This is a genomic window from Legionella sp. W05-934-2 (assembly GCF_964199965.1).
Taxonomy (GTDB): Bacteria; Pseudomonadota; Gammaproteobacteria; order Legionellales; family Legionellaceae; genus JAFIFT01.
In genome coordinates, this window is sequence record NZ_CAXMZT010000004.1 from 129,667 (window position 1) to 141,764 (window position 12,098).

Below are 12,098 nucleotides of genomic sequence, written 5' to 3' on the forward strand. Positions count from 1 at the left end.
GTATCAATGCATAGCGTCAATGAAGATGGAACTATTTGTGTTAACTTAAATGACTACAATGAACTGTCAGATTCTATTCGATTCCGTGCAAAAATTGATTACCTAATTGAAAAGCTTAACTGCCCCAAAGAAATTCCTAATTTTTCTATTTCAATGTTTTTTCATGGTGGTCAACGATATTATATTTCTAATCTTTACCTATGGGCGATCCCTTATCGAACTGAAGGTTTGTATCGTGGAGACGTTGATCATGATCGCACTCTTTATAGTGGTAAAGAATTTTTTATCCAGCGAGATATAAAATATGATGCGATGCAAATTCCTATTATTCAAATACTGGAATCACGTTATAGTCTAAGCACCACTTTTGCTATGGTGAGGCAATGTGAAGAATGTGATTTTATTATCGAGGCTTACCATTCTGAAAAAGTAGACGATCCCAAAAAACTCTACTATCAAGTACGCGATAATTTTGAACAGTTTATATGCCTTTTTTTTGATGCGATGCTACCAGAAATAGTAACAGCCATACCCAACCAAAAATGGTTAGCTATATTCAACGATAGTGAGTTTAGAAAAAATGTAATCATGCGCAAAGCAGTCAAAAAAACACTGGTACAGCTCACTCCAAGAGAATTACAATGTTTGAGCTTAATTTCTAAAGGAATGACGATTAAAAAAATATCCGAATATCTTCATCTATCAAGCGAAACAGTGAATACCCATGCCAAATCTATCCGAACTAAAATGAGCTGCGTTAATATTACCGAAGCGGTATCAAAAGCATTTCGTTTAGGGCTATTATCTTAAAATACCCAAATTTGGGGATAGGATATTTTGCAGAACATTTTATACTCCACCATGTTGTCATAATATTTACACGGAGTTGTAACATGGGATGTATTATAGAATTTAACAACGGCCTTCGATTTGATTTTATTCAAAATAAATGTAAACAAAAACTATGGATTGACGTTTTATTGCGATCTAGTAAAGCTAATATTGAGCATTTAGCACATATCCTTGATTTACCAATTGAAACGGTAATCAAGGTACATCAAGGAAACCTTTATCTTGAGGAAGAATCTGCCGAACGTTTGGGACAATTATTCCTGGTAACATTTGGGACTTAAGAAGCATATTGGGGCTATTATAACAGCTCTTTAAGAACACGCAGGTGCTCAGCTAACAATAGCTTGGTCTGCCAATAGAATACCAATAAATGCCCGAATATTTCGATGTGCATAATACAAGTGAACAGACAGAAGCTAAAAATGCTCTGATAGAGTCATTTTAAAAGAACAAAAAATTATAGCTGCTTTGAATATGACCTGCGGTACAGGCTCACAAGTATTTTATCTTGCAGAGCGAGGCTATGACGTTGTTAGTAGTGATTTTAGTCCTGCTTTACTTGCTATAGCGTGAAATAAAGCAAAAGAACTTAATCGTAATATTATTTTCATTGATGGTGATATGCGAGAGAGTCGTTAATAAAAACTAAAATGAGTCTCCAACCTCATAATAAGTTATTCTGTTGATTGAACTCTATTACGACAAATAAGGAATTATTCTATTAAAGATTGGGCATGTAAAAATTTTATGACAAACTAGTAAAAGTACATGGACAAAGATAAGGATAGGAATCACATGAACGATATCAAGTCATTTAAAATAAAAAAAATAATTCTTCTTAAAATTACTTTTGCGGCAATTTTTTCCTGCACGACACTCAATGCCTATGCTGGCTTGCAATCCTATCACATCAAATACCACAAAGACTCCAAAATAAACAATGTTTCCTTATCCAATACTGAAGTATTAATAGAGTTCCACCGTGGTGGCAATTCACTGGGAAGACTCCTGACAAAAACGAATGAGACTCAAGGCATCACCATCGACAACACTTATGGGAAAAATTTGGTTATTCACGTGCTATTCATCGAGAAAGAGGGAAAAAGAATACGATGTTGGGGAGTATCTGCTGCTAAAACAAATACCATTGAGATTCAATGTGATAAAGTGGTTTCATTGAAAAAAACAAAGGGAAACACTGGAGAGTCTACTGATTCAATCCATTAAATCACTAAGAGCTCTCTGGTTAACAAGTATTGACAAAAAGAACAACGTGGCATGACACTATGTAACCTGCTTGATTATAAGGAAATAAACAAAAATGGCCAATAAAATTCGTGGTAAAGTCAAATGGTTTAATAAAGACAAGGGTTTTGGTTTTATTGAAAGCAGTGGCAAAGACTACTTTGTCCACTTTAGTTCAATTCAAAGTGACGGCTTTAAAACACTTCCTGATGGGGCAACTGTTCTTTTTAAAATGGGAAAAGGACAGAAAGGACCTCAGGCCGAGGAAGTAGAAGTTATCTAATAAATGACCACTATTAGATCTAGGCAAAACCGTTCTGATGACAATAACACTTATTTTTTTACTGTATGAAACCATCAAGGAGGAAAGAAGTGAATCAACGAGTTGCTTTAGTCACAGGGGGCACTGGTGGTATTGGTACTGCCATATGCCAGGAAATGCAAAAGTTAGATTATCAAGTCATTGCCTGTTATTTTAAACAAGGCAATCATGATTTGGCGAAAGAATGGCAGAAAAAACAGGCCATGCAAGGCTTTGATATCGACATTGTCTACGCCGATATTTCTTCCTTCAATGATTGTGAGAAAGTGACCGAATTGGTCATCGAAAAATACGGCAAGATCGATATTCTAGTGAATAATGCCGGTGTTACAAACGATGCCACTTTGAAAAAGATGACTCAAGAACAATGGCAGAATGTCATCCATGCCAATTTAAATAGTGTCTTTAATATGACGAAAACCGTGATATCCACCATGTTGGATAATAGTTATGGACGTATCATCACCATTTCTTCCGTTAATGGACGCAAAGGTCAATTTGGCCAGTGTAATTACGCGGCCACTAAATCCGCATTATACGGTTTTACCAAAAGTCTGGCACAAGAAGTCGCAAAGAAAGGCATCACAGTGAATACCATCTCCCCTGGCTATATTAATACCGAGATGCTTGCTTCTCTGAGGGATGACATTTTAGAAGCGATTGTTGCTCAAATTCCTGTGGGACGATTAGGCAAACCCCAGGAAATTGCTCGTGTTGTTGCTTTCCTTGCAGAAGAGCAAAGTGGTTTTATTACCGGCGCCAATTTTGATGTCAATGGTGGGCAATACATGTAACTCACTCGAAAGTCCATTGAGCGTTTATATTTTAAAGCCGCCATCCACATAAAGGATTTGCCCAGCAATGGGTGCGGCTTTATCAGATGCTTAATAATATCCAGCGGCATGAAAATGGGGGGCTAAAAATTTGTACCTATTCCCTGGTTTTTCAATTTTGATAAGTAATGACCAATTCATTGCCCTATTGAGCAGCACCAATAGAATGCGGATTAGCAAAATCGACAATCAAGCTTTTTTTGCTCTTCATCCGTTCTTGACTCCTGTTTTATTGTTCAAGAAGAACGCTCTACTTCTGAAGCACATAAGTTCCCGGTGCCGCTGGCAGTGAGGGATTCATGACAGGAGATGCAATGCGTTTTTTAGTATTTTGCTGGACTAACCACTCATGCCATTCCTGCCACCAGGAGCCCTCCCGCTTCTCTGCCATCGCAAGCCAGCTCTCAGGATTTAAGTAAGCCTCGCCTTGTTTCTGCTCATGGACACGATAAGAACGTCCTAGGTGACCCGGCTCACTGATGATGCCTGCATTATGCCCACCACCAGTGAGAACAAAGGTCACATCCCCTTCTGTCATAAGATGGATTTTATAGACCGATTGCCAGGGCGCTACATGGTCTTTTTCAGTGCTCACAGCAAAAACAGGCAATTCGATGTTCTCAGCGGCCACCGGCTTTCCTTCCACGGTATAACGCCCTTCGGCAAAATCATTCCTTAAGAAGAGTTTTTCAAGGTATTCACTGTGCATTTTGTAAGGCATCCGGGTGGCATCTGCGTTCCAAGCGGTCAAATCAATCATCCCTCGCCGCATTCCATGCATGTAATCTTGAACCATTTTGGACCAAATTAAGTCATAAGCACGCAGCATCTGAAAAGAACCAGCCATTTGCTTGGTATCGAGATACCCTTGTTCCCTCATCATACTTTTAAGAAAATCCACTTGACTTTCAGTCACAAAAAGCATTAATTCCCCAGCCTCAGTAAAATCCCCTTGGGCTGCCAAGAGTGTCAAGCTGTTTAAACGTTCGTCCTTGTCTCTTACCATCGCAGCTGCGGTAATCATGGCCATGGTGCCCCCTAAACAATACCCCATCAGATTGATTTTAGTTTCTGGCAAAAGGGTCGACACCGCATCAAATGCAGCCATAGCTCCTTGCCGATAATAATCATCCATCCCCAAATCCTGGTCCTCTTTGTCAGGATTGCGCCAAGAAATAATAAATACGGTGTGTCCCTGACTTACGAGCCACTTCACTAAGGAGTTATGTGGTGATAAATCGAGAATATAATATTTCATAATCCAGGCTGGTAAGATAAGTATCGGCTCTTTATAGACTGTTTTCGTTTGGGCCTCATACTGAATGAGCTCAATTAAATGATTTTGAAAGACCACCCGCCCTGGGGTAATAGCCACTTGTTTCCCAGGGATAAAATGTTCAGAACCTGTAGGTGGTGCACCGGTTAGCTTTTCTAGCCAATCTTCGAATGCTATTTGGCTGCCTTGGATGAGATTAAGTCCCCCAGTGCGCATGGCTTCATGGAATAAATCAGGATTAGACCAAACAAAATTGGAAGGGGATAGGGCATCAAGGGATTGGCGTGCCCAGAACGAAACGGTACGTTCCACCTGGTTGGGCAATCCTGGTACGTTCGTTGTGGCGCGTCGCCACCAATCCTCCATCTGCAAAAATCCTTCGGCGAATAAACGCCAAGGCATGGGCTGCCAACTGTCTTTTTTAAAACGTACGTCTTTACCATCCGCAGCACGTTCAACACAAACGATATTATTAATGCAATCCTTAGCATGAAAAACCGGATAAAAAGCAAGTTCCCACAAAACCCCAGGGGATTGGGCCAATTGCCAAAGCCAGGTGGAATAAGAAGAACCCATGGCAGCAGGACTTATTCCTGCCGTCCATTTAGCCAGGTTGGCTTGCACTAATCGAGTGAAAAATGGAAAGAAGTTATCGGAAGTACCTCTATCAGCCGGTGCACAACACGAGAAATCTACCCCTTCTTGCAATTCTTGACTCTGAGTGAGTATCCTTTCCTTAGGACAACATTGTTTTTCTGATCTCTTCATGGCCACGACATCCCTGGCATTATGCCCTATAATCAACAAGATATAATACAGCATAGCACAAGAATGAACCCATCAGTTCCGGTTAAAGAGTCTCTCTTCAGAAATAGACAGGCTAAATAGTCACCCTTACTATCTTTTGGCCGAACAGCACTTCTGTTTTTTTCAAGAAATGTTATCTCATCGATTTTGGCCAATAAGGTGGGCTTGTTAACTTACTTTATCCATTTTGGCTAAATTGCCTTTTTTTAGCCCAATTGGATTATTACTTGATAGTAATTAAACAACACAAAACTACAGTGTGGTAATAGTTAACACTCAGTATTTCTAAACGATGCTATATTATATAAATGATTTATAAAATGAGGTGGGTTGTTTTTATATTGATTCTCTCACACTTTATTTCATTGCAAGGAGCATGGATATGCCAAAGCAGAGGCTTATTAAAGCAGTTATTGGGATAATGAGCGCGATACTTTTGTTGATCTCTTGCGCCCCATCAACAACGACCAATAATTCACACCGTGTTTCTCATACTTATGAAGGACACAACACGGGAGGTATAGGTTGGCACTAACCTGAGCAGATATGTTTTTTGCTTTTCATCCCCTGTTCATGTAGTGCTATAGTAGGATGTTCAGTCCAAACAATTCATTGAAAAAATAATAAGGAGATTTCATTATGTTAAAACGGAATGTATTCATTTTATTGACTGCTTGCAGTTTGGTTGCCACACCACTCTTTGCAGAAGACATGTCTTCTGGTTCTCAAATGAATAATACGAATAGCATGGGAATGCAAAGCTCTAATCAGCAGTCAACCCAACTGCAAGACGAAATGAAACAAATGCAAGAAGCACTAAAACAAATGCAGGAGATGCATGATAAGCTTATGAATGCAAAAACAACGGAAGAAAAGAAATCGTTGATGCAAACACAAATGCCCATGATGGAAGAAGGCATGCACACCATGCAAAAAGGCATGAAGATGATGCAAAGTATGCACGATGATACAGCAAAACAACCCGAGATGATGGATCAACGTATGAAAATGATGCAAATGATGACGCAAATGATGCAGATGATGATGGATAGGCAAATGATGGGATGTCCCATGATGAAAAACCAATAACTCCTCTATAAGAGAGGCCTATCCTAGGGTAATTGACTCAAATCACCTGGGCTCTTATGAGATGTCTAAGAGCCCTATTATGCCAGTAGCCCATTAAGATTGACCTATTCAGAGCCTACCTATTTCATTGAACTCTATAAAGGGATGGTTTGGTGTATCATCATATAACCCATGACATGGGTGTGCAGATTGATGAGACCTCCTACATAGCTTTTGTTTTTTAGATTTGAGGCGGGCTGTTATTAATTAGCATTTTGCTCTCTGTTTTCAAACTCTGTTATATTAAAATTCCATAAAGTGATGTAAAAATAGAGAGAATAGGACGACACCTAATTCATGGGTCATGAATACAATTGGAAAATGATGGATAAAAACACGGCTGTTGCTCAAACTCATGGAACTCCCATCGGCAGGATAATCGAAATCAATGGCCCTGTTGTCAGGATACATTGTGATGTACTGCCTCCTTTGCATCAATCGCTTAAAACTTACACGGACAGTGATGAATACATTTTGGAAGTGTGTCAGCACCTTGATGAGCATCATGTGAGAGCCATCACGCTCCACCGTGCCTCAGGATTGCAAAGAGGTTTAATAGTTTATGACCAAGGCACTTCGTTACAAATTCCCGTTTCAAAAGAATGCTTGGGCCGCCTTTTAAATATTTTTGGTGAGCCGTTAGACGGCGGCCCACCATTAGAAACCAATGAATATCGTGATGTTCTAGCCAAATCAGAACCACTTCAAATGACGAGCACTCAAGAAACCATTCTTGAGACAGGAATTAAGGTCATTGATTTACTTTGTCCCTTCGTCAGGGGCTCTAAAACGGGATTGTTTGGTGGTGCAGGAGTTGGAAAAACCGTACTCCTGATGGAATTGATGCATGCCATTATTCAATTGCATCAAGGAACCTCCGTCTTTGCTGGTGTTGGCGAGCGTATTCGAGAGGGACATGAATTGTGGCATGAGATGAAATCCGCAGGCGTAATGGATAAAACCCTCATGGTGTTTGGTCAAATGGACGAATCACCGGGAGTGCGTTTTCGCACAGGGTTATCGGCATTAACTTATGCGGAATATTTGCGTGATACGTTGGGCCATGAGGTTCTTTTTCTTGTGGATAATATTTATCGTTTTGTGCAAGCCGGCAGTGAAATTTCAGGCCTACTCGGCCGAATGCCGGCCAGTGTCGGTTATCAACCCACCTTAATGACTGAGATAGCGGAACTTGAAGAGCGCATGACGTCGACTGCCAAAGGAGCAGTGACTTCGGTACAAGCGGTTTATGTACCGGCTGATGATATGAGCGATCCGGCGGTGACCGGGATTATTACTCATTTGGATTCCATCATCGTACTCTCGCGCGCACAAGCAGGCAAAGGCATTTATCCCGCCGTAGATCCCTTAGCTTCCAAGAGTCAATTTATGGATAAAATCCTATTGGGCGAGCGACACTATTCCATTGCACAAGCCGTACGAGAACACCTTGAACATTATCAAGAATTAGAAGACATGATTTCTATGATGGGGATTGAAGAGCTTTCTCCTAAAGACCGTGCTATTGTGTTAAGAGCACGTAAACTGCAGCGCTATCTTAGCCAACCCTTTCATGTCACCAAGCTTCAAACAGGAATGGAAGGGAAATCGGTTTCATTAGAACACACATTAACTGATTGCGAATCCTTTCTAAGAGGCGATTACGATGAATTTTCAGAAGAAGAGTGTTACATGAGAGGTGCCATGGATAAAGGGAGATAACGACGGACATGGAGCTTTTTACTATCCATCTTAAGAGTGCTACACAATATGAAAAAATCGATAAGGTCATCAGTTTTGTGGGTGAGGATGCTTCTGGGCAATTTGGGATTTTAGCTCATCATAGCCGCATGATGACGTGCTTAAAATTCGGCTTGGCCTGGTTTCGTGATGAGAATCAAGAGACGGAGTACTTAGCCTTACCAGGTGCCGTGGTTTATTTCATTGACAATCAATTGCATATTGCGACAAGACATTATGTGCGCCATAAAGAATACCAAGCCATACAAAAGGTCCTGGAGGAAGAATTACATTGGGAAGAAAACAACCTATTGCGCACTAAAGAAAGCGTGCATCGTTTGGATGAAGAAATGTTAAAGCGTTTATGGGAATTAAACCGGCAGAACAGCTATGGAATTTAAAAATTCAAACAAGGAACTGGAACAACAAGTGAAACGAAACGTCCGCAAAATCAATAAAGCCAAAAAGGGAAAATCAACGTTATTAGCCCAAACGGTTTACCTGGGTACTTTAGGCTTTGTTTTTGTGTTACCCATCATTGCAGGAGCCTATCTCGGGGTTTGGCTCGATGAGAAAATAAAAGGGTATTCCATGAGTTGGACCATCAATTTAATCCTCCTCGGTGTGATTATTGGCGCCATTAACGTGTATCTTTTAATTAAGGACTAACCGTGGGAGAAGAAGGATTCTTAGCGCATTTTGCCTTTTCAATCGGTGGATTACCCATCACACAAAGCGTCTTAACCACGTGGTTCATTATGATCTCCTTATTCATCATGGCATGGAGTACCACTTACAAATGCTCTCTCCTACAGCCAAGCACGTACCAACTCATTTGGGAGGGTGTTTTGAGCACCATGTACGATGCAATAAAAGAAGTATTGCCCGAGCACGTTGAACTGATATTTCCTTTTGTAGCCACCTTGTGGATTTTTATCCTTGTTTCCAATTTAATTGGTGTTATTCCGGGATTTTATTCACCAACGGCGGATTTATCGGTGACGGCATCCCTTGCGATAATGACTTTTTTATCGGTACACTGGTTTGGAATTCGTGCCGAGGGGTGGCGAGACTATTTGAAACATTATATTAAGCCAACTCCTTTTTTGTTGCCTTTTCATTTAATCAGCGAGATCTCTCGAACCTTAGCATTGGCCGTCCGCTTGTTTGGTAATATCATGAGCTTGCAATTAACCGCCCTGATTGTCCTCATGATTGCCGGATTTTTAGTTCCTATTCCAATACTCATTTTACATATTATTGAAGCCATCATCCAAGCGTATATTTTTGGCATGCTGGCCTTAATTTACATTGCTGGGGGCATTCAAGCCCATGAGCTTAAAAGCCAAGGAGAATCGTTATGAATGACATAAGTTGGTTTAGTTTAGCGTCAACCGTTATTGCAGCTATAGCCATTGCCATAGGAACTATAGGGCCGGCTCTGGCCATGGGGCGCGCGATTAGTCACGCCTTAGATGCTTTGGCAAGGCAACCTGAAGCCGAAAAATCCATCACCAGAACCTTATTTATTGGTTTGGCCATGATCGAATCGTTAGCCATTTATTGTTTGGTGATTGTTTTGATTATCCTCTTTAGAAATCCATTATTGTCTTATTTTGTAACGCAACAGGGATAAAACCAATGGAACTCTCTTGGACCACTTTTTCATTAGAACTCATTAATTTTCTTATTCTCATTTGGATTTTGAAACGCTTTCTTTATGCGCCCATACAAAAAACCATATTAGAACGAAAAAAAAGAGTGCAAGAACAATTAGAGACTGCACAAACACTGCACAGGCAAGCAACGCAATTGCAAACAATCTATGAACATCGTCTTGCCGATTGGCAACAAGAGAAAGCGACCCTACAAAACGAGTGGCATGAGGCGATGGAACGATGGAAATCAGAAGAAAGACTCCAGTTTGAACAACAATTGCATCAAGAAAAAGAGCAGATTTTTTCCCATGAAATGCAAAAAGCCGCAGCCATCATTGAAAACAATGCCAAGGAAGCATTTCTTTTGGCTGGGAAATTTGCTGAAAAATTGTTAATGCCTTTTGCGGATGCACATCTTGAAGAGAACATCATTAAAAAAACCATTGAGGATCTGAATCATTTTCCGGTAGAACAATGGCAATGGCTCAATACTGTGCCCGAAGAAGAAACCATTTCGATACAAACGGCCTACCCCATCCAAGAACATCAGAAACAGGATCTCTTGCAAGTCATTGAACAATTGTCGCCTAAAAAACTTACCGTCTGTTTCACGGAAAATCCAAAGCTTCTCGCGGGATTAACCCTGCAAATGGGCCCCATGTGCTTGCAAGCCAATCTTCGTGATGAATTAAAATTTTTTACAGAGACAAAAAATGAATTGGTCTAACACCCCTTCTTTTCTTGAGAAGCAACGACAACACCTTGAGCGCTATCAATTTCAAATCAAGGTATCCGAACAAGGGCGGGTGGTTTCTGTTGGAGATGGGATTATCTGGATTAAGGGCTTACCAGGGGCTGCCATTGATGAAATTCTTATTTCAGAGGATGAGTGCTGTATCGCCATGGTGTTCCATCTCACTCAAGATCTAGTTGGCGCTGTGATGCTAGTACAAACCAAAAAATTAAAGGCAGGCACCCCTATTTTCCCTCTGAAACGCGTATTGAGTATTCCAGTAGGCGATAAACTGCTTGGGCGAGTGATTGATCCTCTAGGCCATCCATTAGACGGCGGTGAGACTCCTCCCTGTGAGGAGCAAGGATTACTGGATAGGTTGTCCCCACCTATTCTTCACCGCGACTTTGTGAATCGGCCATTGTACACAGGAAATAAGATGCTTGATAATCTAATTCCCATTGGAAAAGGGCAAAGGGAGTTACTGATTGGGGATAATGGGCTTGGTAAAAGTGCTTTGGCCCTTGACATTGTGATGAATCAAAAAGATAAAAAAGTGTATTGTGTCTATGTATTGATTGGCCAAAAACGTTCCACAGTGAGCGCTACCATACAATTATTAAAAAAAGCCAACGCCTTGGACTATACGACTGTTGTGGTGGCCCAAGCGACGGCCTTACCAGGATTACTTTATCTGGCTCCTTTTGCAGGGTGCGCCATTGCCGAGCACTGGATGAACAAGGGCTTAGATACCCTGGTGGTCTATGATGATTTGAGTGCTCATGCCAATAGTTATCGTGAACTGTCCCTTTTACTGCGTAGACCTCCTGGACGTGAGGCATTTCCTGCAGACATTTTTTATCTGCATTCCCGTTTATTAGAACGTTCCACCTGTCTTTCCCCGGCTCTGGGCGGCGGCAGTATGACGGCGTTGCCTATTATTGAAACCAAAGAAGGTGAAATGGCCACTTATATTCCAACGAATCTCATCTCCATCACTGATGGGCAAATCTTTTTTGATGAATCCTTATTCTCTTCTGGATTTCTTCCCGCCATTGATATCACCAAATCGGTCTCACGAGTCGGTGGTAAAGCGCAGCATCCACAAATTAAAAAAGAATCCGGTCGAATGAAACTTGATTACCTGCAATTTCTTGATTTGGAACTGTTCACCCGCTTTGGGGCGAAACTGGATGCAAAAATGCAAAAGCAGATTCAAAAAGGGAGAATTTTAAGAGAAATTCTAAAACAAGAACGTTTTTCACCACTACCCATTGAATTTCAACTGGCATGGCTAATTGCTTACAATGAGGGTTTCTTTGACGAATTGAATTTAGAAGACATCCCCAAAATGCTCAAAAAAATAGAGGAAGAAATAAAACAGAGCACTTTATCCTTGGGAAACCCACGAGAACAATGGGAAAAAGCGATAAAAGAATGGCTAATGGCATAGAACGGACTCATTATCCATTCCAAAGCAATGAGTATCACTTAATACCCGGAT

14 protein-coding genes are annotated in these 12,098 nt (G+C 40.9%); 13 read left to right on the plus strand and 1 reads right to left on the minus strand.

Going from position 1 to position 12,098, the window contains the following annotated elements; translation table 11 throughout:
• The first annotated feature begins 6 nt into the window (after nucleotides 1-6).
• The 5 genes from AB3348_RS05885 to phbB all read left to right on the plus strand — a co-directional run bounded on the left by AB3348_RS05885 (nucleotide 7) and on the right by phbB (nucleotide 3,213).
• Nucleotides 7-810 (plus strand): helix-turn-helix transcriptional regulator, encoded by an 804-nt coding sequence (locus AB3348_RS05885; protein ID WP_367606650.1) that lies wholly within the window; start codon nucleotides 7-9, stop codon nucleotides 808-810.
• A gap of 83 nt (nucleotides 811-893) precedes the next feature.
• Nucleotides 894-1,133: a hypothetical protein gene (locus AB3348_RS05890; RefSeq protein WP_027220146.1), complete on the plus strand. Its 240-nt coding sequence runs from the start codon at nucleotides 894-896 to the stop codon at nucleotides 1,131-1,133.
• A 514-nt stretch (nucleotides 1,134-1,647) separates the two neighbouring features.
• Nucleotides 1,648-2,079, plus strand: a complete 432-nt coding sequence (locus AB3348_RS05895) for a hypothetical protein (protein ID WP_367606827.1) — start codon at nucleotides 1,648-1,650, stop codon at nucleotides 2,077-2,079.
• Nucleotides 2,080-2,173: 94 nt separating this feature from the next.
• Entirely contained in the window at nucleotides 2,174-2,380 is a 207-nt protein-coding gene (locus AB3348_RS05900; protein WP_021460715.1) for a cold-shock protein, read from the plus strand.
• 89 nt (nucleotides 2,381-2,469) lie between these two features.
• Nucleotides 2,470-3,213, plus strand: coding sequence for an acetoacetyl-CoA reductase (phbB, locus tag AB3348_RS05905; protein WP_021460714.1), 744 nt, complete (start codon nucleotides 2,470-2,472; stop codon nucleotides 3,211-3,213).
• 289 nt (nucleotides 3,214-3,502) lie between these two features.
• Here phbB and AB3348_RS05910 read toward each other — a convergent pair whose 3' ends face one another.
• On the minus strand, nucleotides 3,503-5,296 hold the full coding sequence (locus AB3348_RS05910; protein ID WP_367606651.1) for a PHA/PHB synthase family protein: 1,794 nt from the start codon (nucleotides 5,294-5,296) through the stop codon (nucleotides 3,503-3,505).
• Between the two features lie 678 nt (nucleotides 5,297-5,974).
• Between AB3348_RS05910 and AB3348_RS05915 the strand changes: the two genes are divergently transcribed.
• The 8 genes from AB3348_RS05915 (at nucleotide 5,975) to AB3348_RS05950 (ending at nucleotide 12,047) form a co-directional block, all read left to right on the plus strand.
• Nucleotides 5,975-6,424 (plus strand): hypothetical protein, encoded by a 450-nt coding sequence (locus AB3348_RS05915; protein WP_015961460.1) that lies wholly within the window; start codon nucleotides 5,975-5,977, stop codon nucleotides 6,422-6,424.
• A gap of 336 nt (nucleotides 6,425-6,760) precedes the next feature.
• Nucleotides 6,761-8,185 carry a F0F1 ATP synthase subunit beta gene (gene atpD, locus AB3348_RS05920; protein WP_015961461.1) on the plus strand — a complete coding sequence of 475 codons (1,425 nt, stop codon included), beginning with the start codon at nucleotides 6,761-6,763 and terminating at the stop codon, nucleotides 8,183-8,185.
• 8 nt (nucleotides 8,186-8,193) lie between these two features.
• Entirely contained in the window at nucleotides 8,194-8,604 is a 411-nt protein-coding gene (locus AB3348_RS05925; protein ID WP_367606652.1) for a F0F1 ATP synthase subunit epsilon, read from the plus strand.
• A complete protein-coding gene (locus AB3348_RS05930; RefSeq protein ID WP_011946150.1) occupies nucleotides 8,594-8,872 on the plus strand; it encodes an AtpZ/AtpI family protein in 279 nt (92 codons plus the stop codon). The genes AB3348_RS05925 and AB3348_RS05930 overlap by 11 nt, the downstream gene beginning before the upstream one ends.
• 2 nt (nucleotides 8,873-8,874) lie before the next feature.
• Complete coding sequence (locus AB3348_RS05935) at nucleotides 8,875-9,567, plus strand: F0F1 ATP synthase subunit A (RefSeq protein ID WP_367606654.1); 693 nt, start codon at nucleotides 8,875-8,877, stop codon at nucleotides 9,565-9,567.
• The gene (locus AB3348_RS05940) at nucleotides 9,564-9,839 is read left to right on the plus strand and encodes a F0F1 ATP synthase subunit C (RefSeq protein WP_011946148.1); all 276 of its coding nucleotides are present in this window, start codon (nucleotides 9,564-9,566) and stop codon (nucleotides 9,837-9,839) included. Before AB3348_RS05935 ends, AB3348_RS05940 begins: the two co-directional genes overlap by 4 nt.
• Before the next feature lie 5 nt (nucleotides 9,840-9,844).
• On the plus strand, nucleotides 9,845-10,588 hold the full coding sequence (locus AB3348_RS05945) for a F0F1 ATP synthase subunit delta (RefSeq protein ID WP_367606655.1): 744 nt from the start codon (nucleotides 9,845-9,847) through the stop codon (nucleotides 10,586-10,588).
• On the plus strand, nucleotides 10,575-12,047 hold the full coding sequence (locus tag AB3348_RS05950) for a F0F1 ATP synthase subunit alpha (protein WP_367606656.1): 1,473 nt from the start codon (nucleotides 10,575-10,577) through the stop codon (nucleotides 12,045-12,047). The genes AB3348_RS05945 and AB3348_RS05950 overlap by 14 nt, the downstream gene beginning before the upstream one ends.
• The last annotated feature ends 51 nt before the right edge of the window (nucleotides 12,048-12,098 follow it).

What these genes read in the sequence shown, in the direction of transcription:
- AB3348_RS05885 (WP_367606650.1), top strand. Translation starts at nt 7, where the DNA reads ATGCATAGCGTCAATGAAGATGGAACTATTTGTGTTAACTTAAATGAC.
- AB3348_RS05890 (WP_027220146.1), top strand. Translation starts at nt 894, where the DNA reads ATGGGATGTATTATAGAATTTAACAACGGCCTTCGATTTGATTTTATT.
- AB3348_RS05895 (WP_367606827.1), top strand. Translation starts at nt 1,648, where the DNA reads ATGAACGATATCAAGTCATTTAAAATAAAAAAAATAATTCTTCTTAAA.
- AB3348_RS05900 (WP_021460715.1), top strand. Translation starts at nt 2,174, where the DNA reads ATGGCCAATAAAATTCGTGGTAAAGTCAAATGGTTTAATAAAGACAAG.
- AB3348_RS05910 (WP_367606651.1), bottom strand. Translation starts at nt 5,296, where the DNA reads ATGAAGAGATCAGAAAAACAATGTTGTCCTAAGGAAAGGATACTCACT.
- AB3348_RS05915 (WP_015961460.1), top strand. Translation starts at nt 5,975, where the DNA reads ATGTTAAAACGGAATGTATTCATTTTATTGACTGCTTGCAGTTTGGTT.
- atpD (WP_015961461.1), top strand. Translation starts at nt 6,761, where the DNA reads ATGGGTCATGAATACAATTGGAAAATGATGGATAAAAACACGGCTGTT.
- AB3348_RS05925 (WP_367606652.1), top strand. Translation starts at nt 8,194, where the DNA reads ATGGAGCTTTTTACTATCCATCTTAAGAGTGCTACACAATATGAAAAA.
- AB3348_RS05930 (WP_011946150.1), top strand. Translation starts at nt 8,594, where the DNA reads ATGGAATTTAAAAATTCAAACAAGGAACTGGAACAACAAGTGAAACGA.
- AB3348_RS05940 (WP_011946148.1), top strand. Translation starts at nt 9,564, where the DNA reads ATGAATGACATAAGTTGGTTTAGTTTAGCGTCAACCGTTATTGCAGCT.
- AB3348_RS05945 (WP_367606655.1), top strand. Translation starts at nt 9,845, where the DNA reads ATGGAACTCTCTTGGACCACTTTTTCATTAGAACTCATTAATTTTCTT.
- AB3348_RS05950 (WP_367606656.1), top strand. Translation starts at nt 10,575, where the DNA reads ATGAATTGGTCTAACACCCCTTCTTTTCTTGAGAAGCAACGACAACAC.